24 protein-coding genes are annotated in these 24,254 nt (G+C 38.3%); 14 read left to right on the top strand and 10 right to left on the bottom strand.

All coding sequences use genetic code 11. The features are described from left to right. Nucleotides 1-76: 76 nt before the first annotated feature. Genes Rain11_RS09445 through Rain11_RS09430 form a run of 4 tightly spaced genes read left to right on the top strand, consistent with a single transcriptional unit; the run spans nucleotide 77 to nucleotide 3,072 of the window. Nucleotides 77-388 carry a YtxH domain-containing protein gene (locus tag Rain11_RS09445; RefSeq protein ID WP_101359114.1) on the top strand — a complete coding sequence of 104 codons (312 nt, stop codon included), beginning with the start codon at nucleotides 77-79 and terminating at the stop codon, nucleotides 386-388. Further along, nucleotides 385-1,386, top strand: a complete 1,002-nt coding sequence (locus Rain11_RS09440) for an isocitrate/isopropylmalate dehydrogenase family protein (protein ID WP_101359113.1) — start codon at nucleotides 385-387, stop codon at nucleotides 1,384-1,386. Before Rain11_RS09445 ends, Rain11_RS09440 begins: the two co-directional genes overlap by 4 nt. 11 nt (nucleotides 1,387-1,397) lie before the next feature. Continuing rightward, entirely contained in the window at nucleotides 1,398-1,886 is a 489-nt protein-coding gene (locus tag Rain11_RS09435) for a peroxiredoxin family protein (protein WP_101359112.1), read from the top strand. 43 nt (nucleotides 1,887-1,929) lie between these two features. After that, nucleotides 1,930-3,072, top strand: coding sequence for a methionine aminotransferase (locus Rain11_RS09430; protein WP_101359111.1), 1,143 nt, complete (start codon nucleotides 1,930-1,932; stop codon nucleotides 3,070-3,072). Here Rain11_RS09430 and Rain11_RS09425 read toward each other — a convergent pair. After that, nucleotides 3,062-3,919, bottom strand: coding sequence for an SGNH/GDSL hydrolase family protein (locus Rain11_RS09425; RefSeq protein WP_165778109.1), 858 nt, complete (start codon nucleotides 3,917-3,919; stop codon nucleotides 3,062-3,064). The genes Rain11_RS09430 and Rain11_RS09425 overlap by 11 nt on opposite strands. 48 nt (nucleotides 3,920-3,967) lie before the next feature. Beyond that, nucleotides 3,968-5,485 carry an Ig-like domain-containing protein gene (locus Rain11_RS09420; protein ID WP_101359109.1) on the bottom strand — a complete coding sequence of 506 codons (1,518 nt, stop codon included), beginning with the start codon at nucleotides 5,483-5,485 and terminating at the stop codon, nucleotides 3,968-3,970. 119 nt (nucleotides 5,486-5,604) lie between these two features. Here Rain11_RS09420 and Rain11_RS09415 point away from each other — a divergent pair, with 119 nt between their 5' ends. The 6 genes from Rain11_RS09415 to Rain11_RS09390 all read left to right on the top strand — a co-directional run bounded on the left by Rain11_RS09415 (nucleotide 5,605) and on the right by Rain11_RS09390 (nucleotide 12,811). Continuing rightward, nucleotides 5,605-6,498, top strand: coding sequence for an Rpn family recombination-promoting nuclease/putative transposase (locus Rain11_RS09415; protein ID WP_101359125.1), 894 nt, complete (start codon nucleotides 5,605-5,607; stop codon nucleotides 6,496-6,498). Further along, nucleotides 6,491-7,195 carry an ABC transporter ATP-binding protein gene (locus Rain11_RS09410; protein ID WP_101359108.1) on the top strand — a complete coding sequence of 235 codons (705 nt, stop codon included), beginning with the start codon at nucleotides 6,491-6,493 and terminating at the stop codon, nucleotides 7,193-7,195. Before Rain11_RS09415 ends, Rain11_RS09410 begins: the two co-directional genes overlap by 8 nt. Before the next feature lie 128 nt (nucleotides 7,196-7,323). Further along, a complete protein-coding gene (locus tag Rain11_RS09405) occupies nucleotides 7,324-8,154 on the top strand; it encodes a glycogen/starch synthase (RefSeq protein ID WP_101359107.1) in 831 nt (276 codons plus the stop codon). Beyond that, a complete protein-coding gene (locus Rain11_RS09400; protein WP_165778108.1) occupies nucleotides 8,054-9,559 on the top strand; it encodes a DUF4270 family protein in 1,506 nt (501 codons plus the stop codon). The genes Rain11_RS09405 and Rain11_RS09400 overlap by 101 nt, the downstream gene beginning before the upstream one ends. Before the next feature lie 18 nt (nucleotides 9,560-9,577). Beyond that, entirely contained in the window at nucleotides 9,578-11,422 is a 1,845-nt protein-coding gene (gene glmS, locus Rain11_RS09395; protein ID WP_101359105.1) for a glutamine--fructose-6-phosphate transaminase (isomerizing), read from the top strand. Between the two features lie 111 nt (nucleotides 11,423-11,533). Continuing rightward, nucleotides 11,534-12,811, top strand: coding sequence for a DEAD/DEAH box helicase (locus Rain11_RS09390; RefSeq protein ID WP_101359104.1), 1,278 nt, complete (start codon nucleotides 11,534-11,536; stop codon nucleotides 12,809-12,811). Between the two features lie 2 nt (nucleotides 12,812-12,813). Here the strand turns inward: Rain11_RS09390 and Rain11_RS09385 are convergent, their stop codons facing one another. Then, nucleotides 12,814-13,965: an ABC transporter substrate-binding protein gene (locus Rain11_RS09385; protein WP_101359103.1), complete on the bottom strand. Its 1,152-nt coding sequence runs from the start codon at nucleotides 13,963-13,965 to the stop codon at nucleotides 12,814-12,816. Nucleotides 13,966-14,069: 104 nt separating this feature from the next. Between Rain11_RS09385 and Rain11_RS09380 the strand changes: the two genes are divergently transcribed. Continuing rightward, nucleotides 14,070-14,567, top strand: coding sequence for a hypothetical protein (locus Rain11_RS09380; protein WP_101359102.1), 498 nt, complete (start codon nucleotides 14,070-14,072; stop codon nucleotides 14,565-14,567). Between the two features lie 3 nt (nucleotides 14,568-14,570). Here Rain11_RS09380 and Rain11_RS09375 read toward each other — a convergent pair whose 3' ends face one another. Further along, nucleotides 14,571-15,242, bottom strand: a complete 672-nt coding sequence (locus Rain11_RS09375) for a DUF6048 family protein (RefSeq protein WP_243390575.1) — start codon at nucleotides 15,240-15,242, stop codon at nucleotides 14,571-14,573. Between the two features lie 4 nt (nucleotides 15,243-15,246). Further along, the gene (locus Rain11_RS09370; protein ID WP_101359100.1) at nucleotides 15,247-15,747 is read right to left on the bottom strand and encodes a DUF6452 family protein; all 501 of its coding nucleotides are present in this window, start codon (nucleotides 15,745-15,747) and stop codon (nucleotides 15,247-15,249) included. A 165-nt stretch (nucleotides 15,748-15,912) separates the two neighbouring features. Here Rain11_RS09370 and tyrS point away from each other — a divergent pair, with 165 nt between their 5' ends. From tyrS to Rain11_RS09355, 3 genes are read left to right on the top strand one after another with little or no spacing between them, the layout of a single operon-like run. Then, nucleotides 15,913-17,187: a tyrosine--tRNA ligase gene (gene tyrS / locus Rain11_RS09365; protein WP_101359124.1), complete on the top strand. Its 1,275-nt coding sequence runs from the start codon at nucleotides 15,913-15,915 to the stop codon at nucleotides 17,185-17,187. A 31-nt stretch (nucleotides 17,188-17,218) separates the two neighbouring features. Further along, nucleotides 17,219-18,103, top strand: coding sequence for an ACP S-malonyltransferase (fabD, locus tag Rain11_RS09360; RefSeq protein WP_101359099.1), 885 nt, complete (start codon nucleotides 17,219-17,221; stop codon nucleotides 18,101-18,103). Between the two features lie 28 nt (nucleotides 18,104-18,131). Then, complete coding sequence (locus Rain11_RS09355; protein WP_101359098.1) at nucleotides 18,132-19,067, top strand: Smr/MutS family protein; 936 nt, start codon at nucleotides 18,132-18,134, stop codon at nucleotides 19,065-19,067. A 44-nt stretch (nucleotides 19,068-19,111) separates the two neighbouring features. Here Rain11_RS09355 and dnaN read toward each other — a convergent pair whose 3' ends face one another. The 5 genes from dnaN to purH form a co-directional block, all read right to left on the bottom strand. After that, entirely contained in the window at nucleotides 19,112-20,236 is a 1,125-nt protein-coding gene (dnaN, locus tag Rain11_RS09350) for a DNA polymerase III subunit beta (protein WP_101359123.1), read from the bottom strand. Nucleotides 20,237-20,317: 81 nt separating this feature from the next. Further along, nucleotides 20,318-21,058: a lysophospholipid acyltransferase family protein gene (locus Rain11_RS09345; RefSeq protein ID WP_101359097.1), complete on the bottom strand. Its 741-nt coding sequence runs from the start codon at nucleotides 21,056-21,058 to the stop codon at nucleotides 20,318-20,320. Nucleotides 21,059-21,111: 53 nt separating this feature from the next. Then, complete coding sequence (pdhA, locus tag Rain11_RS09340) at nucleotides 21,112-22,140, bottom strand: pyruvate dehydrogenase (acetyl-transferring) E1 component subunit alpha (protein WP_101359096.1); 1,029 nt, start codon at nucleotides 22,138-22,140, stop codon at nucleotides 21,112-21,114. Nucleotides 22,141-22,225: 85 nt separating this feature from the next. Then, nucleotides 22,226-22,717, bottom strand: coding sequence for a DUF6702 family protein (locus Rain11_RS09335; RefSeq protein ID WP_101359095.1), 492 nt, complete (start codon nucleotides 22,715-22,717; stop codon nucleotides 22,226-22,228). Nucleotides 22,718-22,729: 12 nt separating this feature from the next. Further along, nucleotides 22,730-24,253, bottom strand: coding sequence for a bifunctional phosphoribosylaminoimidazolecarboxamide formyltransferase/IMP cyclohydrolase (purH, locus tag Rain11_RS09330; RefSeq protein WP_101359094.1), 1,524 nt, complete (start codon nucleotides 24,251-24,253; stop codon nucleotides 22,730-22,732). Nucleotide 24,254: the final 1 nt, after the last annotated feature.

Raw genomic sequence — 24,254 nt, 5'->3', positions numbered from 1 at the left:
GGTCAAAAAATTTTCTTTCCTTCCGAAAATCTTGGTTAAAAAATGTAAATTGCAAGCCAAACCAAAAACTTATTGTATGGAAGAGAAATCATCAAAAAAAGACCATTTTTGGCTAGGTCTGCTTGTAGGTGCAAGTGTAGGGGCTGTTTTGGGAGTACTTTTTGCTCCTAACGAAGGAAAAGTAACTCGCAAGAAACTTACTTATCAGCTCAAAAAAATGCGTGAGCAACTTTTAGAATTTCTCAAAAAGCTCAAAGAAGGCAAAGAAGAGCATATCAGTATGGCAAAAACCAAAGGCGAGCAAGTTGTAAATGAAGCCAAAAATAAAGCAGAAACACTTTTGAAAGACGTAGAAAACTTAATGGAACAAATCAAGCATAAAGAATGAAAACCGTAACCCTCATACCCGGCGATGGCATAGGAACAGAAATCGTAGAAGCTGTTCAAGAAGTGTTTAAGGCGGCGAATGCCCCAATTGAATGGGAAGTTCAAATTGCAGGCAAAACGGCTTACGAGAAATATGGCGAACTAATGCCTAATAGCCTTTTAGAATCTATTGAGCGTAACAAAGTAGCCCTCAAAGGTCCCGTAGAAACCCCCGTAGGTGGCGGATTTAAGAGTATCAATGTTTCTTTGCGTCAGAAATATGATTTGTACCAAAATGTACGTCCTTGCAAAAACACAGTAGGTATCAATACACGTTTTACAGATGTAGATTTGGTGCTTTTCCGTGAAAATACCGAAGGGCTGTATTCAGGTTTGATTTTGTATGATGAACGCCTGCAAATTGTAGATTCTATCAGTCGTATTTCAATGAAAGGTTGTTTGCGTATCGTGAAGGCGGCTTTTGAGTATGCTAAAAAATATAAACGCAAAAAAGTAACCGTAGTACATAAAGCCAACATTCTCAAAAAATCAGGAGGAATGATGTTGGAAGCGGCACAAATCGTTTCCAAAGATTATCCTGATGTAGAATGGAACGATAAAATCATTGATAATATGTGTATGCAACTGGTTACCAAGCCCGAGCAATTTGATGTAATTGTAACCTCCAATCTTTTCGGCGATATACTTTCCGACCTGTGTGCGGGCTTAGTAGGCGGTTTGGGCGTGGTACCCGGTGCCAATATTGGCGATGAAATTGCCATTTTTGAAGCAGTACACGGCACCGCCCCCGATATTGCAGGCAAAGGCATTGCTAATCCTACGGCTATTTTGCGTTCTGCTATTATGATGTTGGAATACTTGGGCGAAAGTGAAGTGGCTAAACGCATTGATACCGCTTTGGATAAAACCCTTGCTATAAAAGAACTATGTACAGGCGATTTAGGTGGTAAAGCCAATACCAAAACTTTTACCCAAAATGTAATTGCCAATCTTGCATAAAAAAGTTTTTTATGAAAAAGGCGGTTTTATTTCTTTTTTTCTTTTGGGCAATTATCACAAATGGGATTGCCCAAAAAATTACCGACTTTGAAGCTACCACTATCACAGGTGAGCAAATCAAGCTCAGCGAGTTAAAAGGTAAAATTGTAGTCTTAAATTTTTGGTTCAAGGCGTGCAAACCTTGTATTATAGAAATTCCTTATCTACAAAAACTTACAGAAAAGTACAAGGATAAAAATGTGGTTTTTCTTGCACTTTGCACCGATGATGAAGAAACGCTCAAAAGTTTTCTTGCCAATGAAAAATTTGACTACAAACATATTGCTAATGCTCGCTCTATTGCTCAAAAATGGGGAGTGCAAGGCTATCCGACTAATATCGTCATAGACGAAAAGGGCAACATTGTCCTAAACGAAAAAGGACTGATGATTGTCAATAATGCCCCCGAAACTCCGCAATTGATTGATAAGAAAATTCAGGAATTATTACAGAATAAGTGAAAGCTAATTTTCTATCAAACGAATTTTGAAACTGAATATAACTATGCAACTCTTCTCTAAATTACCTGATGTAAAAACTACTATTTTTACACAAATGAGTGCTTTGGCGAAAGAGTATGGAGCTATCAATCTTTCGCAAGGTTTCCCCGATTTTTCGCCACACCCCAAACTCATTGAAGCCAAATGCAAGGCAATGAAACAAGGTGCGAACCAATACGCACCTATGCAAGGGTATATGCCCTTGCGTGAGAAAATTGCCGAAAAAATTCAAGAGAGTTACGACTTTACCTGCAACCCCCAAACTGAAATTACCATTACAGCAGGAGCAACCCAAGCTATTTTTACAGCTATTCTAACTCTGCTAAATCCCGATGAGGAGGCTATTCTGATTGAACCTGTTTATGACAGCTATTTGCCTGCTATACGTCTTTGCAAAGGTATTCCCAAATTTGTAGAACTTAACCCCCAAGATTTTTCTATTCCTTGGGGGCAAGTCAAAAAACTTATTTCTAAAAAAACCAAGCTAATCCTTATCAACTCGCCACACAACCCCACAGGTAGTACGCTCAAAAAGAAAGACCTGCAAGAGCTGGAAAAACTTACCAAAGGTACAGATATTTTCATCATCAGCGATGAAGTATACGAACATATCATTTTTGATAGCCAACCTCACGAAAGCGTATTACGCTACCCTGAACTTGCTAAACGTAGCTTTGCAATATTTTCTTTTGGCAAAACTTATCACGTTACAGGCTGGAAAGTTGGATATGTGGTAGCCCCTGAAAACTTAATGAACGAATTTCGCAAAGTTCATCAGTACAACGTTTTTTGCGTGAATTTACCTGCTCAAATAGCTTTTTACGAAATTCTGAAAGAAAAAAGTCTGTATCAAGAACTCGGTGAATTTTATCAGCAAAAAAGAGATTTTTTTCAAAAACTTTTGCAAAGCACCCGCTTTGAACTGAAAAAAGTAGAAGGTACTTACTTTCAGCTTGTTTCTTATGCCCAAATTTCAGAAGAAAAAGATACCGATTTTGCTATCCGTATGACCAAAGAATTTGGCGTAGCTCCTATTCCGCTATCCGTTTTTTATAGCAAACAAAACGACTACAACCTTTTACGTTTTTGTTTTGCCAAAGAAAATACAACATTAGAAAAAGCCGTAGAAAAGCTCATTAAAATTTAGTTTTTCCTTCAATCCATTCACAAATTAAATCAGCGAGTATTTTAGCTCCCACAGAGTTGAGATGAATAAAATCCGTAACCGTATGAAAGCCGTGTGTTTGAGCAATTTCGTCCCAAGTTCTACGCAAAATATATCGCTGAAACATTGCCAGTTCAATAAGTTTATGGTTGGGGTGGTATTGCTTGCAAATACCAGGTTTTTGCTCTAAAAACTCCACGTGTTTTTCGTAAAAAGGCACATAATCTACTTGATACTTTTGAGCAACCTTTTTCACTACCTCTACATACTCTCTGATGTGAGCATTCGCTTTATGTTTCAAATTTTCGCCTAACACAGGCATAGAAACAAGTGCTATTTGGGCAGGGGTTTCATTTTGCAGACGTTCTATAATTTTGCAAAGGTTCTCTTCGTACCAAAAAATTGTAGCAGGTTGAGGAAGTTTTTTGAGTTTCTGATAAACCGCCTGATTTTCTTTGAAAAGCGTAGCATTTGCATCATTTGTTCCTATCAAAATGCTAACCCATTCAGGTTGGCAAGCAATGATTTCATCAAGCCTTTGCCAAAGATTGTAAGCCAAGTCAGCATTTACTCCTGCATTGATATACTCATAATTTTCTCCGAGTTTATCAGCAACCATTTTAGTATAGTCGGCACTCATATTGCCACAAGTGAGGCTATCTCCTGCAAAAAGAATACGTTTTTTACCTGTTTGATTAGCATTTCGCAAAAAATTTTGAGGATTATTATGTGCCGTTTTGAATAAAAAGCGATAGAGATATGCGTAAATCACGCCCCCTGCTATAAGCACAAGCAGTAAAATGACAGCAAGCAAAAGTAAAGCGTTCATCATCAAATTTTTACTATGAAAAACGCTTGTAAGTTACAAAAAATTGTGCTAACGTAAAAGTAAGAAACTACCCGCTTTTTGAGGAATTGTTGAGCCATCTGAAAATTTGCCCTGAATAGTCCAAATATACATTTCTTGGGGTTGGGGAACACCCTGAAATGTGCCGTCCCAGCCTATATTCATAGCCTCCCAAACACTACGAGTGCGATAGAGCAATTTTCCGTTTCTATCATAGATACTCCACTCTATTTCGGCAATATTTTTTCCCATAATTTTCAAATAATCGTGTATGCCATCATTATTAGGGCTGAAAAGTGTAGGCAAAAAGAAATCTTTTTCGCTATCATCAACAATCACCTGCACACTTCGCACCACACTACAACCTTCGGCATTTGTGATAGTTACTTGAAAAGTGGTATTTTCCGTTACAATGGCTTGCGTAACAGCAGAATTGGGATTAGAAAGATTTTCTGAAGGCCGCCATTGATAAGTTACGCCTCCGTTAGCTTCTAACGTAAATGGCACATTTTTACCTATACGAATTTCAGCAGGAGGCAGAGTAGGGTTGGGCAAAGGTTTAGCAATAATTTCAATAGCTACTTTTTCGCTTTCGCAACCTGCTTGCCAAGCACTTACATACAAAGTAGTGTTTTGTGCAATATTGAGAAAAAGTGTATCCGAAACGATAATTTGACCTATTGGGTTAGTGATAGGATTAGGATTATTGCCTCTGTACCAGCGAAATTGCGTAGCCGTTGGGTGAGTAACCCTCAGAAAAACGGAGCTATTGACACATACTGCAAGATTTGTTTGAGCAACCGATGGTTTTGCCAAAGTAGTCCGAAAACTCCATACAAAATTATCATAAATACCCTCATACACAGCACCCGCAGAGGTCTTAAAACTTGCAGGTTCAATGGTGATATAATACTCACGAAAAGGTGATAAAGGCTGATTGAGCAGAAAAGAAACTACCTGCCCACTAATAAGCACACGCGAGCTTTGAACAGGAATTTGCTCGTGTAAAATATTGGTTGCTTTTTCAAAAATTCTAATCTTTCCCGATGGCACAGCCATTACAGGAGCAGAAAACGCAATCTGAAAAGTATTTTGTTGCAAAGAAAGACACTGCGTAGCATTTGTGGGATTAAAACTTTGATGCGAAACAAGCCCATTGGCAATAGAAAAACGCCAATCAAAAGCATCATCAAAGCCTGCAAATTCTTCTCCTACCATATTTTTGAACGTCCCCGTTGCAATTATCACATATACTACTTGATTGAAGGAAAGTGAAGCGGGCATAATAATTTCTGCCCAATTGCCCGAAACCGTAATGCAGGTGCAAGTAATTGGAATAAAGAAAATTTGGTTATTGCTTGCGGCATCAAAAATTTTCACACTGCCCGAGAGCCCCTTTTGCATATTTTCGTTAAAATAAATTCTCAAACGAACATTATTAGGAACTAATGTAGCATTACGAGCGGGAAATAGCAAAGTATCAGTAGGTAATGATTTTGCGATAATCCCTTCAAGCAGTAACAAAAAAAGCAAGAAATATTTTCTCATCAGTAAAAGTTTTTAAGCATTTTTTCATTGATACCACTAAACTTCAAAAGGTAAATGTTTTGCTCGCAAGGAGTTTTTTAAGAAGTGAAATTTTAGTATTTTTGTGGAAAAAAACAAATATGCCTGGGCGTTATATCAATCCTTTTACAGATTTTGGCTTCAAAAAAATTTTTGGCACCGAAGAGAATAAGGACTTACTCATTGATTTTCTCGAAAGTTTGCTTCCTGAAAAAGGTAAAATAAAAACATTAAATTTTCTCAGAACCGAAAATTTAGGCAATACTCCCGAAGATCGCAAAGCTATTTTTGACCTTTATTGCGAAAATGACAAAGGTGAAAAATATATTGTTGAACTCCAAAAGGCAAGGCAACTTTATTTCAAAGACAGAAGCCTGTATTATGCTACTTTCCCACTCCAAGAGCAAGCCATCACAGGCGATTGGAATTTCAAACTCAATGCCGTTTATACCATTGCCCTGATGGATTTCACTTTTGATGATACCCACCCCTCACAATACATTCACGATGTGCAACTCATTGAAAAAAACACAGGAAAAGTATTTAATGAAAAATTGCGATTTATTTACATTGAAATGCCCAAATTTGAAAAGCAAGAAAAAGAACTTAAAAATCATTTGGATAAATGGCTTTATGTACTGAAAAACCTCACAAAATTAGACCAAATGCCCACCAAAGTAAAAGAACGTGTATTTTCTAAACTTTTCCGTACAGCCGAAATTGCTGGTTATTCGCCCAAGGAAAGAGAAGCATACATACAAAGTGAAAAATATGCTCGCGATTGGAAAAATGTATTAGAAACTACTCTGCTAGAAGGTATGGAAAAAGGTATAGAGCGAGGTATGGAAAAAGGCATTGAGAAAGGTATTGAGAAAACCAAAGAGAATGTTGTGCTAAATGCCATTCAGAAGGGCTTTGATGATGAAATTATTGCCGAATTAACGGGTTTTTCTAAAAGTGAAATTGCAAAAATTAGGAAAAAATTAAATGCTTGAAGTAGAAAACATTTCACTCGCTTTCGGGCAGAAAAAAATTTTTGAAAATATCAGTTTTCAGGGTTTGCAAGGCGAACTTATCTGTATTTTAGGTAGAAATGGAACAGGCAAATCTTCCTTATTGCAATGTATAAGTGGATCTTTGAAATTTGAAGGCACTATCAAAGTTTTTCAAAAAAATATTCAGGAACTTTCTGCAAAAGAAATTTCCCAAACTATTAGCATTGTACTTCCAAATACACCTACTTCTGCTTATGCCCTTAGTGTTTTTGAAACTATATTGCTCGGCAGAACTCCTCACCTCAATTGGCTATCACAAATTCAAGAAAAAGATACCCAAGCAGTGCAAGAAGCTATCACAAAAACACACGTAAAGGCATTGTTGAATAAAAAACTGCAAAACCTCAGTGACGGCGAAAGACAAAGAGTTATGATTGCCCGAGCTATTGCCCAAGATACCCCTATTGTGGTGGCTGACGAACCTACCGCCTTTCTTGATGTTTATTTCAGAAAACAAATTTTGCAACTATTTCAAAGAATTGCCAAAGAAGAGCGTAAATGTGTATTAGTCTCTACTCACGAAATAAACCTTGCCCTTGAATATGCCGACAAACTTTTAATTCTTAATAATGAAAAAAAGCATCTTTTCTTAAATAAATGGCAAGCTGAACAGGTTTGGGGGTTTCTTGAAGCGTAAAAAGGACTTTTTGCTTGCAAAAATTCGCAAGTATGAAAAGATTTTTTTGAAAAAAGAATAATTTTTGAAAAAATTTTCGTAACTTGCACCCGAATTTGTGCTTCGTATCTATTCTAATCTTTTCGTCTATGTCAAAACTTCGTATTTTGTACGTTGCCAGTGAAATAGCCCCTTTCCTCCAAACTAGCAAAGTAGCCGATTTCGTCAGACACATTCCACAAGCTATGCAAGAAAGGGGAATGGAAATCAGAATCTTGGTACCTCGCTTTGGTACAATCAATGAACGTAAAAATCGCCTCCACGAAGTTGTTAGACTTTCAGGTATCAATATTTCAGTAGGCGATGAAGAAAAACCTCTCACAATCAAAGTTGCCTCCGTGCCGAATGCCAAAATGCAAGTTTATTTTATTGATAACGAAGATTACTTCCATAGAAAGTCAGTTTTTGTTGATAAAGATAATCGCTTTTTTGAAGATAACGACGAAAGAGCCATATTTTTCTGCAAAGGGGTTTTAGAAACTATCAAAAAATTGGGCTGGGCTCCTGATATTATCCACTGCAACGACTGGATGACGAGCTTTATCCCAATGTATCTGAAAACCACTTACCGCAAAGACCCTATTTTTCAAAATACAAAATCTATTTTCAGCATTTTTGATAACCACTTTAATCATCAGTTTGGTAAAGATTTGATAGAAAAAGTAAAAATGTTGGATATTGATGACGCCGCCGTAGAGCATCTTTCACAAGCTACTTTTGAAAGCATCATCAAAACTGGCATAAAATATGCTGATATGGTGATAAGTGCCGAAGAGGAATATAGCGAAAAACTGCAAAACTTACTCAATGAAATTAAAAATGAGTGCATCATCAATCACTTACCTTTTGGAAGTTCAGAACAAAGCCAAGCACTATCGGACTCATACTTCAACCTTTACAATGAACTTAGTAGCCGTTAGAAAATTATTATCTTGGTGTTGCTTTGCTCTATTATGGAGTGCCTGCAACAAATCTACCACTATTGGAAGTGAATTACAACCCCAAAATCTTGGGGTTATTTTTACGGATACCGTAAGCATTGAAACTTCTACAATACTTCTTGATAGCATTGCCACTACCAACCGAGAAATTATTTTGGCAGGCGAATACACCGACCCTGTACTGGGACAAATTAAGGCGGCAAGTTTCTTTAATGTGCAGCCTTTCAACAAAACTTTTTCTTTCGGGGCAAACCCGCAATTTATTTCTGCGGTTTTTTCACTTCCTATCAATTTTGTATATGGAGATAGCTCACAAGTACAGACGCTTTCGGTGCATCGCCTTACAGAAAAAATTAACCCCAACCGTGTCTATTACAATTATGATATGCTCAACTACGAGCCTACTCCTGTAGGTTCTTATACTTTTTCAGGAACACAGACTTCTGCTTTTGGAAAAATTGAAATACCACTTTCTGATAGTTTCCGAGATGAAATTGTAAATTTAGTAAATTTGAATGCTAACGATGAACTTACCCAAGCCGAATTAGATGCTTTCGTAAAGGGTTTTGCTTTGGTTTCGCAAGGGGGCAATGCTATTTGGGGTTTCCGTGTAACCGACCAAATTCCTGCCGCCATTGAAATCAAGTTTATCGGTGATAACGGCAGCGAACAAATTTACCGAATAGTAGTTCGTAATGCAACTTCGGCAGAAGATGTGAGCAATGAACGCTATAACTCACAGCGTTTCAACCACGTGTCTGCCAATCGTACCAGTACCCCACTTCAAACACTCACTAATGCCTATCAAACATTGCCCTCGTCCGTAACCAACCAACAAACCTTTATTCAAGAATCTTTGGGAATTCGTACCAAAGTTATTTTCCCTTATCTAAAAGAACTTGTAAAAGATAAAACAATTGCTATCAACAAAGCAGATTTAGTAGTCTATCCCGTAGAAAATTCACATAATCAGTTTTACAAATTACCTCGCAGATTGGATATGCTTCGCCTTGATGAAAATGGCAAACTTGTCAAATATTTCTTGCGTTTTGCTGAAACACGTTTAGGGCAAGGCGTTATCATTCAGGATACCTTAGATGCCCGTATCCAAGCAGAAGGCAATAATCCTTTTGGTTTTGATAAACCTTTCGCCGCAACCTTCAATAGCATCAGCAATAGCTATAATATGGAAATCACCACTTATTTACAATATGTACTCAATGGCTTAAATCCTCGTTACAAAGGTGTGAATAAGTTTCCTAATTCTGGTTTTATTTTGTCTTCAGACTTAGCAAATACAGCTATTTACCGAATGATTGTTAGCAGTCCGAAGCGAGCAACCCGAAAAATGCAGTTAAGAATATTTTATACCATAGTCAAATAAAACCAAAATTTTTAGTTTATGTGTGGCATTGTAGCGTATGTAGGCGAAAAAGAAGCATATCCGATTATTATTAGCGGATTGCAAAAGTTAGAATATCGCGGGTATGATAGTGCAGGGATAGCCTTGCTCAATGGCGGTTTGAATATTTACAAGAAAAAAGGAAAAGTAAAAGAACTTGCCGAACTGCTTGAAAAAGAAAAAGAATATTTACATAGCAATATAGGCATAGGACACACTCGTTGGGCTACTCACGGCGAACCCAATGATACCAACGCTCACCCGCACTATTCTGCCAATAAAAATATGGCAATAATTCACAATGGTATCATTGAAAACTATGCGGCTCTCAAACAAGATTTGATGAGCAAAGGCTATAAGTTTCGTAGCGATACAGATTCAGAAGTTTTTATCAACCTCATAGAACACATTAAAAATCACGAGCAATGCTCTTTGGACGAAGCCGTAAGACTTGCAATGACGCAAGTGGTAGGAGCTTATGCCATTGTGATTATTTCCAAAGAAGATAGCACTCAGCTTGTTGCGGCACGTAAAGGTAGCCCTTTGGTGGTAGGGGTTGGCGAAGGCGAATATTTTTTAGCTTCTGATGCTACCCCTATCGTAGAGCATACCAAAAAGGTAATTTACCTCAATGACCAAGAAATTGTTGTAATACGTAATGGTAAATTGCAAATCCGCACCATTGAAGATTTACCTATTACTCCTTACATTCAAACATTGGATTTGGAACTTTCTCAAATTGAGAAAGGAGGTTTCCCGCATTTTACGCTCAAAGAAATTTTTGAGCAACCAAAATCTCTACGTGATGCTATGCGTGGGCGTATCAATGCCGAAAAAAATCATTTGGTTTTAGGAGGCTTAATAGAATATCAGCAAAAACTCATCAATGCAGATAGAATTATTATTTTGGGTTGCGGCACTTCTTGGCACGCTGGTTTGGTAGGTGAGTATTTATTTGAAGAATTTGCCCGAATTCCCGTAGAAGTAGAGTATGCATCAGAGTTTCGTTATAGAAATCCTGTAATTCGGGAGGGTGATGTAGTGATTGCTATTTCACAATCAGGAGAAACCGCCGATACCCTTGCCGCAGTAGAACTCGCCAAAAGCAAAGGAGCTATTATTTTTGGTGTGTGTAATGTAGTAGGCTCCTCTATTCCGAGAGCTACCCACGCAGGGGCATACATACACGCAGGACCTGAGATAGGCGTAGCCAGTACCAAAGCCTTTACAGGGCAAATTACCGTGCTTACAATGATGGCTCTTATCATAGGCAGAGCCAAAGGTACAATCACAGAATCTAAGTTTCAGGAACTTATCACCGAACTTACAACTATCCCTGACAAAGTAGAGTATATTTTGCATAAAGTAGATAGCCAAATCAAATACATTGCTGAAGAGTTCAAAGGAGCAAGAAATTTCTTGTACTTGGGTAGAGGCTTCAACTTCCCTGTGGCTTTGGAAGGAGCTTTGAAACTCAAAGAAATCTCTTACATTCACGCCGAAGGATACCCCGCCGCCGAAATGAAACACGGACCCATCGCCCTGATAGATGAAAATATGCCTGTGGTGTTTATTGCCCCCAAAGATAGCACATACGAAAAAATTGTGAGCAACGTGCAAGAAATCAAAGCCCGCAAAGGTAGGATTATTGCTGTTGTGAATGAGGGCGACAAAGAAATCAAAGATTTAGCAGAATTTACTATTGAAATTCCTCAAACTCACGAGGCATTTTCGCCTATTCTTACGGTAATTCCTTTACAACTGCTTTCCTACTATATTGCAACGCATTTAGTAGACGATGTAGATAAACCTCGTAACTTGGCTAAATCCGTTACCGTTGAGTAACTTTGGCATAGAAATATTTGAAAAAACATTCTAACGACCACATCACAAGAGAAACGATGTGGTCGTTTTCATCAAAGAAAAGATGGAAGTACTTAATAAAATGATTGAAAAATGCCTACTTTTGAAGACTTAAAGCTCAATCGCCAATTGCTTAATGCCATTGCAGAAGCGGGCTATCAAGAACCTACCGAAATTCAGCAGAAAGCTATTCCTTTGATACTCGCAGGACACGATCTTTTGGGTATTGCCCAAACTGGTACAGGCAAAACCGCCGCTTATACCCTGCCTTTGCTGATGAAGCTCAAATATGCCCAAGGTTCTACTCCTAGAGCCTTGATACTTGCCCCTACCCGAGAACTATGCCTGCAAATCAAAGAAAATGTGCAAGTTCTTGCCAAATACACAGATTTACGTGTAGTAGCCGTATTTGGAGGCAAAGGTATAAAACCCCAGTTAGAGGAAGTAAAACAAGGTGTAGATATTCTGATAGCAACACCGGGCAGATTTATGGATATTTACTTCACCAATGAACTTGCTACCAAAGAAATCCGAACGCTTGTGCTTGATGAAGCCGATAGAATGATGGATATGGGCTTTATGCCTCAAATTCGTAAGATTTTAGAAATTATCCCCGCTAAAAAGCGTCAGAACCTGCTTTTTTCAGCTACAATGCCCGAAAAAGTCATTAAACTTTCAGAGGAGTTTTTAGAGTTTCCTATGCGAGTGGAAATCACGCCGCAAGCTACCCCCGCCGAAACCGTAGAACAATTTTTGTACGAAGTGCCTAATTTCCGAACCAAAATTGAACTTTTGCAATATTTTCTTACGCAAGAAAATTGTCAGAAGGTAATTATTTTTACCAAAACCAAAGAAAATGCCAACAACATCTACAAATTTGTAGCTCGCAAATTTGGAGAAGAGAATGTAAAAGTTATTCACGCCAACAAAGACCAGAATGCCCGCCTCAATGCCATTGAGACTTTCAAAAACGATGAAATTCGGATTTTAGTAGCTACTGATGTTGCCGCTCGTGGCATAGATATTAGCCACGTAAGCCACGTTATCAACTTTGATGTACCTATTTTGTACGAAGAGTACGTGCATAGAATAGGTCGCACAGGCAGAGCCAAACACACAGGTATCGCTATTACTTTTGCCAACGAAGCAGAAATGTATCATATCAGCAAAATTGAGCAAATTATCAAGATGTCTATTCCCAAAGCAACCATTCCTGCGGAAGTAAAAATTTACGAAACCCCCTTTGAAGAAAAACAAGCCATCGCAAGACAAATTGATGCTCAAAAACGCAAAGAAAACCCTGATTTTCAAGGAGCTTTCCACGAAAAAAAACACAAGAAAAGACCTACCAACAAGCGTAAGAAAAAGTAGCTTCAAGGGCAGGAAACTGCTATTTTACGATAATATACAAGCTCTCTTTGGGGTAAAAGTTCGGGATAGGCGATTTGGATAAGGTCGCCGAGAACCTCCTCGGGGTGAATAACAGCCCGCTCCCAATAGTCGTTGCCTCCTTTTGGGGAAAGACGTTTCTGTCTATCATAAATTTCATTTTTGCGTACGGCTTCTATTTGAGCATACTCACAAAAAGCCTTGCTATGCAGTTGAGGGGGGATTTCAGCATTTAGCCAAAGCGAAGCACCTACAAACTTGCTAAAAACAAGTTCTTTGCTTAACTGCAAACTTCCTTTGCCTGTATCTGATGCAAAAGCATATTCTAAATTAGCATCTTTCAGAAAAATTGCTCCAAAACTTTTTCCCGCAGGTACATACCAAATTTCCTTTTGTGGCATACCCAAAGCTACTTTACGAGGTTTCTGCACCTTTTGAGCCAGATTTTTGAGTTTTAGGTACTCTTGCTCAATATTTTCAAAAAAAGTGTTGGCTTCGTTTTCTTTTTGCAAAAGCAACCCAAAAAGTTTTATCCATTCGGCTTTGCCCAAAGGGTGTTCTTCAAGCCATTCTGAGTTTGGTAAAACAGGAATACCTGCCTGCTGAATTTTCTGGTAAATTCCCATTTTAGTTGCGGGCATAGCTGAAACCATTAGTAAATCAGGTTGCAAAGCAAGGATTTTTTCAACTTCTAAACCTTCTTCGCTTAAAGCCGCGATTTTCCCTTGTTCAGCCATTTTCTGTACAACTTCCGAATATACATACTGCAAGCTATTACTCGCTACAAGGGTGTGCAGGCTACCCAATGCCTCCAAAGCAGGAATATGCGTAGTAGAAGTGCTTACGAAACGTTTAAGCGGTATTTGAATAAAACTTAAATGTCGTAATTTTTCAGGAACATCTTGCTTATTTTTTGCCAAAATGTAGCGTAATGTATCCGTTTTGTCGCTGAAAGGTTGTGTTACATACAAAACAAAATAGTTTTTTTCGCCTTTTTCCCAAAAAAAGCCTTTGGCATACTTTGGGAGAATTTTTTCAGTAAGTTCTTGTGTATTTTTAGTTTTACTTTCTTGGATTTTGCAAGAAAAAAACAAGAATGACGCTAACATTAAAGCCAAAAGCCAACGAAAAATCATAAAGAGGCAGGTTTTGTAAAAGTTTTTCGCAAAAATAGCATTTTAGATAATTTTTTTGTATTTTTTCAAATTTCTTGTATGTTTGTAGAAAACCCGTTTGGTGTATGCTCAAAGGAGAAAGTATTGGCATTCGCAAATACATTTTGTTAAACGAAAATAATGAAAAACTATTGACTTTGGAGTATGAAGATTTGCTTTCTTTCAAAGCTCACGCCTATGTGGAAGGAGGCGTACAAATAGATTTTGAGCCACAAGGTTTTTGGGGACAGGAAATTCTGGTATTTAAGGATAAAGAACAAATTGCTTCGTATCAGCTCAGTTGGCTCGGAAAAATCAATCTGAATTATGAAGGTAAAACTTATTCTATTCGTTACAAAGGTTTTTGGAAACCGAAAATTCAGGTTCAAAACCAAGAGAAAAAAAATTTGTTAGAAGTTTCATCTCGTTTCAAATGGGGAAAACTATCTTACGAATACGACTTTGAAGTTATAGAAAAAACTTTGCAAGAAAATCATCAATTATTAGCCTGTCTGTTTTATGCTACATTGTATCTTTCAAGTTTTATGAATGGAGTTTCGGGAAGTGGTGGGGTCTATGGATAACTTTCACTTTTTCCCCAAAAACCACCAAATACCATACTGAAAACCCCAATTGTTGCGTCCTGTGCGTCCTATACTGGGTATGCCATAACTCTCAAAAATCTGCTCCCCACGAACATCTGGCTTAAACTGATACCGCAAGCAATATCCCATAAGTAGATTTTTCCAAATTTTGGCTTTTAGCTCCATATTTAGCTCTATCCAAGATGCTTGCAAATTTTGTCTGAAAGCTACAGGTTCTGTCCCAAAAATAGAATTTTGCAATGTGGTTTGCATTTCTTCTTTGTACCAAGCGTTAGCAAACCGCAATCCAATCGCAAAAACATCAATTTTACTCTGTTTATGTAAAAAATTATGCATCCAACCCAAGCGTAAAATGCTCGCTTGTGCGAAATAGGTAGCTTTTTGAACATCTTTACGACTCGCCCAAGTAAATTCGCTAACTACAAGATTTTTATTCCGAAAAGCTAAATCGGTGTTCAGGTGCAAAGCAAATTTGTTTGTAATAAGCCTTTGACCTGTGCCAATTAAATCAAACCCTGCTCTGAAAGTTAAAGTATCAAAAGTTTTTATACGCTTTTTCTTTGTGGCAAAAGGCTTTACAGAAATTAATGTTCTTTTCAAACTATCGTTTGACGAAAGTGTATCTTTTTGTGCAAAACTTTGCAAAGCAAGCATTAAGCTAATTGAAAAAATAAAAAATCTCCAAAGAAACATTATTTTGCGTATTTTTAAGCGTAAGCGAATCAAAAGTATGATGCAAGATGCGAGTATTTTCATAATCGTTACGGACACCGCATCGGGGCGAAGTAAGCAAAATACGCCTTGAATAGCCTAAAAATAAAGTATCTTTTCGTGAAACATTCCCCCTGCGATAACGAAAAACATAACGAATGGTATCTTGCAAAGGATTATAGGGCAAACGAACTGCTCGAAAAGAGTCGCTTGGTTTTTGAGGTGTAAATAAAAGTGTATCAAAACCTACGGGTTGAATGAAATCAAGAAAAATAAAGGTATCTCTCACCACCACCGAATCACGATTAAACCTATCTTTGAATTTAATTTTTTGCTTAAAATTTACACTAACAGGCACTTCTACCGCATCGGCACAAATGGTTTCCAATTGTATGCAGGCAGTTGTGCCTATCAACAACATAACAAAAATCCAAGCATACATTTTCATAGTTTCTCTCTGATTTTTGCAAATTTACAAGGATTTTCGCAATACACTTTTTGTTTGGGCATAAAAGATTTTTAGCTAAATTGCCACGCTGAAAAATTAGCCTCCAAAGGCTTTATTTTTCCCAAATTATTAAACCTTGAATTTCAATTTTTTTAGGCTATGCGTATGAATTTTATTGAAGAACTGCGTTGGCGAGGAATGTTACACGATTATATGCCAGATACGGAAAAACTTTTAGAAAATCCGACAGCAGGATATATCGGCTTTGACCCTACCGCTAGTTCTTTGCATATTGGCAACTTGGCAACTATTATGCTACTGGTGCATTTTCAGCGGGCAGGGCATAAACCTTTCGCTTTGGTGGGCGGTGCAACAGGTATGATTGGCGACCCTTCGGGCAAAAGTGAAGAAAGAAAGTTTCTTGATGAGGAGACTTTACAGAAAAACCAAGAAGGTATTAGAAAACAACTGCAAAAGTTTTTGGATTTTCAAGGCTCAAATGCCGCCGAAATGGTCAATAATTATGACTGGTTCAAAGAAATGGGCTTTTTAGAGTTTTTAAGAAAAGTAGGCAAACATATCACGGTGAATTATATGATGGCAAAGGACTCCGTGAAAAATCGTTTGGGCGAAGGGGGAGGTATTTCTTTCACAGAGTTTAGCTATCAGCTTTTGCAAGGCTTTGATTTTTATTGGCTTTACAAACATAAAAACGTAAAACTTCAAATGGGAGGCTCCGACCAATGGGGCAATATCACCACAGGCACTGAACTTATACGCCGAATAGAAGGCGGTGAAGCATACGCTCTTACTACGCCTTTGCTTACCAAAGCCGATGGCTCAAAATTTGGCAAATCAGAAAGCGGCAACGTTTGGCTTGATGCCTCTATGACCAGCCCCTATAAGTTTTATCAGTTTTTTATCAATCAAGCTGATGCCGATATGCCTCGTCTGATAAGAGTTTTTTCACTTAAAACTCAAAACGAGATAGAAATTTTAGAAAACGAACATTCTCAAAGTCCCGAAAAGCGTATTTTACAAAAAGCCCTTGCCCAAGAACTTACAGAACGTATTCACAGCTCACACGATTTACAAAATGCCATAAGAGCCTCTAATATTCTTTTTGGTAAAGATGCAGTAGAAGATTTGAAAAAACTTGACGAAAAAACACTTTTGGAAGTATTTGAAGGCGTGCCGCAAGTGAAAATCAGCAAAGACAAACGTTCTGAATGTAAGAATGTGGTTGATTTTCTTGCGGAAGCAGGTGTTTTCAGTTCCAAAGGTGAAACTCGTAAAGCAATACAAAACAATGCTGTGAGTATCAATAAAATCAAAATTACTTCACCCGAAGCTACCCCAACTGATTTTGAACTATTGCAAGGAAAATATATCTTGGCACAAAAAGGTAAAACGAATTACGTGCTTATTCAAGTTGTTTAGGCAAATTTTTTCACTATCAAACATTTAAGCAATGAAAGCATACATTTTTCCCGGACAAGGTTCGCAATTCAGCGGAATGGGTAAAGATTTATACGAAAGCAACCCCATTGCCCGCCAACTCTTTGAGCAAGCTAATGAAATTTTAGGTTTCCGTATTACAGAGGTGATGTTTGCAGGAACAGACGAGGAACTGAAACAAACCAAAGTTACCCAACCTGCCATTTTTTTGCATTCCGTAGCTTTGGCTATTGCTCACGATATTCAGCCCGATATGGTTGCGGGGCATTCGTTAGGAGAGTTTTCGGCACTGGTCGCCAATAAAACACTTTCTTTTGAAGATGGCTTACGGCTTGTTGCCAAACGTGCCGAAGCTATGCAAAAAGCCTGCGAAATAACCCCTTCTACAATGGCGGCAGTGTTGGGCTTGGAAGATGAAAAAGTAGAAAAAATTTGTGAAGAAATTCGCAAAGAAAACCCCGATTACATAGTAGTACCTGCCAATTACAATTGTCCTGGTCAGCTTGTAATTTCAGGTTCGGTGCAAGCCGTAGAGCTTGCCTGTGAGCGTCTGAAACAAGCAGGAGCCAAAAGAGCCTTGATTTTACAAGTAGGAGGGGCTTTTCATTCGCCCCTTATGCTCCCCGCCCAAGAGGAGTTACAAAAGGCTATTGAAAATACTACTTTTTCTAAACCTATTTGTCCTGTATATCAGAATGCGGTAGCAAAAGCCGTAAGCGACCCTGAAATAATTAAGAAAAATCTTATTGCTCAACTCACTGCACCTGTAAAATGGACACAATCGGTGCTGGCTATGAGCCAAGACGGAGCTAGCGAATTTATTGAGTGCGGTCCTGGTAAGGTTTTGCAGGGTTTGGTGAAAAAGATTGTTTCGCAGGCAAGTGCAGTATCTTTATAGGTTGGCAAGAATTTAATGTTTTAATTGTATGAATGTTGGCGATAAAGTTCGGCTCCTGCACGGCAGAGAAGCAGGTGTAATAGTTGCTATCAAGGGGGATATGGTAGAAGTAGAAATTGAAGATGGCTTCACAATACCTGTACAAAAACGTGAAGTAGTTTTGGTTTCTCCCGAAGAGAGCAAACGTTTTCAGTCGCAAGAAAAAAATAGTAAAATACTTGCCCCTGAGGTTCAGTCTGCAGTAGGTATTTATTTTGCTTTTTTACCGCTCAACGACCAAAAATTTGCCTTGTATTGCCTCAATAACACCGATTGGTCTTTGCCTTTTGCAATTCATAAAGAGCAACAAGAAAAGGCTTTTACTATCTGCAAAGGTGTTTTAGAACCGCAAAGCTCACAAAAAGTTGAGGAAGTAAGCATAGCTCATTTAGAAAGTTGGGGAACGTATTGGGTGCAAATGATTTATGCTTCTGCTAAACCAGCTTCACTACCTACTATTTTACAGAAAAAGCAAAGATTTAGAGCAAATCAGTTCAAAACGATGCAAGATGTGCCTATTTTAGGCAAAAAAGGCTACCTTTTTCAGTTGGATAAAGAAACAATTAGCCAAGAAACCACGCAAAAAATTTCAGAAAGCATTCAGACACAAAGCATTTATGCCTGCCACGAGAAACTTTCACCTACAAACTCCATTGTGGATTTACACATTGAAAATCTTTTGCAGGACTATCATTCTCTTTCAGCAAGCGATATTCTAAGCTATCAGCTTGAAGTTTTTGAAAAATGTTTAGATAGTGCTATTGCTAACGGACTTTCTGAAATTACCTTTATTCACGGCGTAGGAAACGGTACTTTGCGTCAGGAAATTCATAAAAAAATCAGCAAACACCCACAAGTAGCTTTTTACAAAGATGCTCAAAAAGAAAAGTTTGGCTATGGAGCAACTTTTATCAAACTCAAGTAAAATAGAAAGGCAGACCTTGAAATCTGCCTTTTTGCTACAAAATTTTACGCATAACTGCTCAACATCAGTGGCATTAGAAGCATCAAAACATCTTCACCTTCTTGCTTTTCAGTAGGTAATATGATACCTGCTCGGTTGGGTGAAGAAAGCTCAAAAACCACCTCCTTACTTTCCAAACTAGAAAGCATTTCAATCAAAAATTTAGCATTGAAGCCTATCTCCATCTCCTCACCCTCGTAGTTGCAAGTCAGATTTTCGTTAGCTTCGTTAGAAAAATCTAAATCTTCGGCAGAAATGAAAAGATTATCACTGCTGATTTTGAAGCGAACAAGATGCGTGTTTCTATTAGCATAAATAACAATGCGTTTGAGCGAAGCAAGCAGTTCGGTACGAGAAACCGTTAGGTGGTTGGGATTATTTGCAGGAATTGCATTTTCATAATCAGGGAAACGTTCATCAATCAGACGGCAAATTACCTGTGTATCTGCAAATCGGAAAAAAGCATTTGATTTGTTGAAGGCTATACTAACAGGCGTTTCATCATTGGGCAAAGCCGATTTCATCAGGTTAAGTGCTTTTTTAGGAATAATTACACCCAACTTTTGAGAGTTTTTGAGGTCGGTACGGCGATAACGGATAAGTCTATTGCCATCAGTAGATACAAAATTGCTTGCATCTTCTCTTAAATCAAAAAAAACACCATTCATAGCAGGACGCAACTCATCTGTGCTGGTAGCAAAGAGCGTTCCTGTGATAGCCGATGCTAATATTTTAGCAGGTAACTGCATTTTGAAATTCGTTTCTGCATTAGGCACGCGAGGAAAATCATCAGCATTTTCGCCTGCAAGTTTGTATCTCCCATTTTCAGAATGAATTTCCACTACGAAAGTTTCGTTATCTATTTCAAAAGTTACAGGCTGGTCGGGAAGGCTTTTGAGTGTATCGGTAAGAATTTTTGCAGGGATTGCCACGTTGATATCTGCCCCTGCCGCTACGGGCAAACGAGTAATCATTGTTGTTTGCAAATCGGAAGCGGTAATGGTGAGAGTTCCTTCTTTGAGCTCAAACAGAAAATTTTCCAAAATCGGCACAATAGGATTGTTGCTAATCACACCATTGATGATAGCAAGTTGTTTTTGTAAAGCAGAGACAGAAATGGTGAATTTCATATTTGTTTCTTGTTTGGCAATCATACACAACACGTTTTAAGTTTGCAAATCTACGAAATTTCTGCAAAAATGAAAGTTGCCTCAAAGATTTTTTTCAAAACCCGACTGAATAACCTTAAATACTGCTCTTTTAAGTTCATCAAGATTTTGCAGACTTAAAGTTTGTGTTTCTATGGCAGGGTGAATGATATTTTCTAAAAAATGAGGATACGCTCTTCGGGTATTATCATCAGGGAGAACTTTCCAAGCCCATTTGAGCGTAATGGGTACAATAGGCGTCTGTGTTTCTATTGCCAAACGAAATGCCCCTTCTTTGAACTCAACCATTTGAGGAGGATTTTGCGTAAGAATTCCCCCTTCGGGGAAAATAATTAGGCTTTTTCCACTTTGTAAGGATTTTTTCATTTGCAAAAAAGCTTTTGCCGAAGCCATTTTGCTTTCTCTATCCACGGGAATATGCATTTTTCGGAACATCAAGCCAAAAAGTGGCACGTGAATAATATCACTTTTTCCCACAAAAGCATAATTTCCTTTCATCAGCCCTGCCATAGTGGCTATATCTAAAAAAGAAGTATGATTAGCACAAAAAATATAAGTTCTACGAGCTGAAAAGCGAGCTTTATACTTGTTTTTCACCCAAATTCCCAAGGTAATATAAAAACACCAATGCCAAATTTTGCAAACCCAAGTGTTGAGCAAAGGTATTTTAGCATAATGCGAAAGCATCAGCCAAGGGAAAACTAAAAGAAAGCCTATTGTAAAGTTGGTAGCGAGATAGAGCCAATAAATTCTACCTAAAAGAGATTTGAAATGTTTTTTCAAGGTTTGTTGAATTTTTCAAAGCCCTGCATAATTAGTTTGCAGGGCTGTATTATCTAATCCATTACGAAGGGATAATCTGCTTGCACATATACATCTTTGAAAGCCTCACTGGGGTCGGGATAAGGAGAATTTTCTGCAAATTCTACGGACGCTTCTACTTCGGCGATGATTCTTGCCTCTATGGCTTCAAGTTCTGCTTCGGTGGCAAACTTTTTTTCTAAAATAGTTTTGCGTACCTGCTCAATAGGGTCAAGGGCTTTGTAGGCTTCTAATTCTTCTTTGGTGCGATATTTGGCAGGATCAGACATAGAATGCCCACGATAGCGATAAGTTCTAAATTCCAGTAATGTAGGTCCGCCCCCGCTTCTTGCTCTTTCAGCGGCACGAGCCACAGCTAAATGAACTTCCTCTACTTTCATTGCATCAACAGGCTCCGAAGGCATATCATAACTTTCGCCGAGTTGGTACAATTCTGTTACGTTGGAAGTTCGTTTTACCGAAGTACCCATAGCGTAACCATTGTTTTCAATCACAAAAATCACAGGCAATTTCCATAGCATTGCCATATTGAAAGTTTCGTGTAAAGCCCCCTGACGAGTAGCTCCGTCCCCCATATAGCAAATGCAAAGATTTTTCGTTTTGTTGTATTTTTCGGCAAAAGCAATACCTGCACCCAAAGGAATTTGCCCGCCTACAATGCCGTGTCCGCCTGCAAAATTTACAGATTTATCAAAAATGTGCATAGAACCGCCTTTTCCTTTGGAACAGCCCGTAGCTTTGGCAAAAAGCTCTGCCATTACGGCATTGGCAGAAGTTCCCAAAGCCAATGGATGCCCGTGGTCGCGATAGGCAGTTATCCATTTATCATCTTTGGTAAGAGCCGTAACCGCCCCTACGGCACAAGCCTCTTGACCAATGTATAAATGGCAAAAGCCTTTAATTTTTTGCCTTCCATAGAGTTGCCCTGCCTTCTCTTCAAAACGGCGTATCAGGAGCATTTTTTCAAACCAAAACAAATAGGTTTCTTTAGAAAAATTATATCCCTCTTGTGCTTGCTTTGCAGAATTTTTTGTTTTTGCCATATTCTTCACAGATTATCATTGTTTCTATGCTTGCGAAATTAGCGAAAAGTTTTAGGTAAGCAAGTTTTTTGCAAAAAACTTTTTATCAAAATTTCAAAAGTGTGTTAGTTTTCTGTTTATTGAACTCAAAAGATTTTCGTTGGTTTTCTTTCTGCAAAAGAACAATGTTTATTTGGTCGTCAAAAAGTTCAAGCATAATAGTATTATGAAGTTCATAGTGCGAAAGTTTATCAGTGAAAGGCATTTCAAAATAAGCCGTAACACTTTCCACGCCAATTTCTTTGCCAATATAACGTATAGGTATAACTTTCTTTTTGGATTTATGCACCAAACGAAATTTTTGCTCCAAATACTTAACTAAAACCTCATCAGGAGAGCGGTCTTTGCCCAAACCTCCTAAAAAGTATTTTTTGCCTGAAAATTTGGTCAGAGCATTTTCCAAATCATCTGCAAAAAATTTCAGAGAAACCTGAAAGGCTTTTTCCTGTGGGTTGTAATACATTTCGGCAAAACTGCTATGAAAGTCGTGCCAAATGTTTAGGTTCAAAGAAAGCCATAAAAGCCATTGATACAGCATAAAAGCTACGAATTAGTGCCTAAAATGTCTGATGCCCGTAAAAACCATTGCCAAGCCGTTTTGGTTGCAGTAGTCAATACTTTCTTGGTCGCGAATAGAGCCACCGGGCTGGATAACCGCCGTAATTCCTGCTTTGTGAGCAATTTCAACACAATCAGGGAAAGGGAAAAATGCATCAGACGCCATAACCGCCCCTTGGAGCGAAAAACCAAAACTTTCGGCTTTGGCTATTGCCTGCCGAAGGGCATCAACTCGTGAAGTTTGCCCCGTACCACTTGCCAAAAGTTGTGTTTCATTTGCCAAAACAATGGTGTTGGATTTTGTATGCTTGGCAATTTTGGAGGCAAAAAGCAAGGCTTTAATTTCACTCTGCGAAGGTGCTTTTTCGGTAACTATCTGCAAATCAGCCTCATTTTCAGTTTTGAGGTCTTTTTCTTGCATTACTACGCCATTGAGCAAAGTTCTGAACTGCCAAGTAGGTAAATCGGTCATTTTTCGTAACAAAATGATGCGGTTTTTCTTGGTTTTGAGTTTTTCCAAAGCCTCTTTTTCGTAATCGGGAGCTATAAGCACTTCAAAGAAAAGTTTATCCAACTCTTCGGCAACTGCAGTATTTACTTTTTGGTTAAACACAATAATTCCCCCAAAAGCCGAAACAGGGTCAGCGGCGAGAGCTTTCTGATAGGCATCTAAAACACTTTCACCCAAAGCACAACCACAAGCGTTGGTATGCTTGATAATAGCACAGGCAGACGTATGAGGTTCAAATTCATCTATCAAGCCCACAGCGGCGTCAATATCTACTAAATTATTGTAGCTCAATTCTTTGCCATTAAGTTGCTCAAACATTTTTTCTAAATCGCCAAAGAAATAGCCCTTTTGATGAGGATTTTCACCATAACGCAACTGATGGCTCTCTAAAATACTTTCCTTAAATGCTATTTGAGCGTTGGTCTGTGCATTGAAATACTTAAAAATTGCCGTATCGTAATGCGAACTAATAGCAAAGGCTTGCGTTGCGAAGTATTTGCGTTGTTCAAGAGTAAATTCTCCGTTTTGCTTTTGCAAAAGCTCTAAAAAATAGGCATATTGATTTTTAGAGGCTATGATGAGTACATCTTGAAAATTTTTGGCAGCAGCACGAATAAGAGAAATACCCCCAATATCAATTTTTTCAATGATTTCGCTTTCAGTTGCTCCTTTTTGCAAGGTTTCTTCAAAAGGATACAAATCTACAATCACAAGGTCTATGGTAGGAATTTCGTATTGAGCAAGTTCGGCTTGGTCTTGGTTATGCGAACGCCTTGCCAAAATTCCTCCGAAAATTTTAGGGTGCAAAGTTTTTACTCGTCCTCCTAAAATAGATGGGTAATCCGTAAGATTTTCTACGGCTGTTACAGGCACGCCCAAGCCTTCAATAAATTGCTGTGTGCCACCTGTGGAATACAATCGTACGCATTGTGCGTGTAGGGTGCGGATAATTTCCTCTAATCCGTCTTTGTAAAATACCGAAATTAAAGCTGATTGAATTTTCATT

It is taken from the genome of Raineya orbicola (genome assembly GCF_002843425.1).
Lineage (GTDB): Bacteria > Bacteroidota > Bacteroidia > Cytophagales > Thermonemataceae > Raineya > Raineya orbicola.
This window is presented reverse-complemented; position numbering and strand designations above follow the sequence as displayed.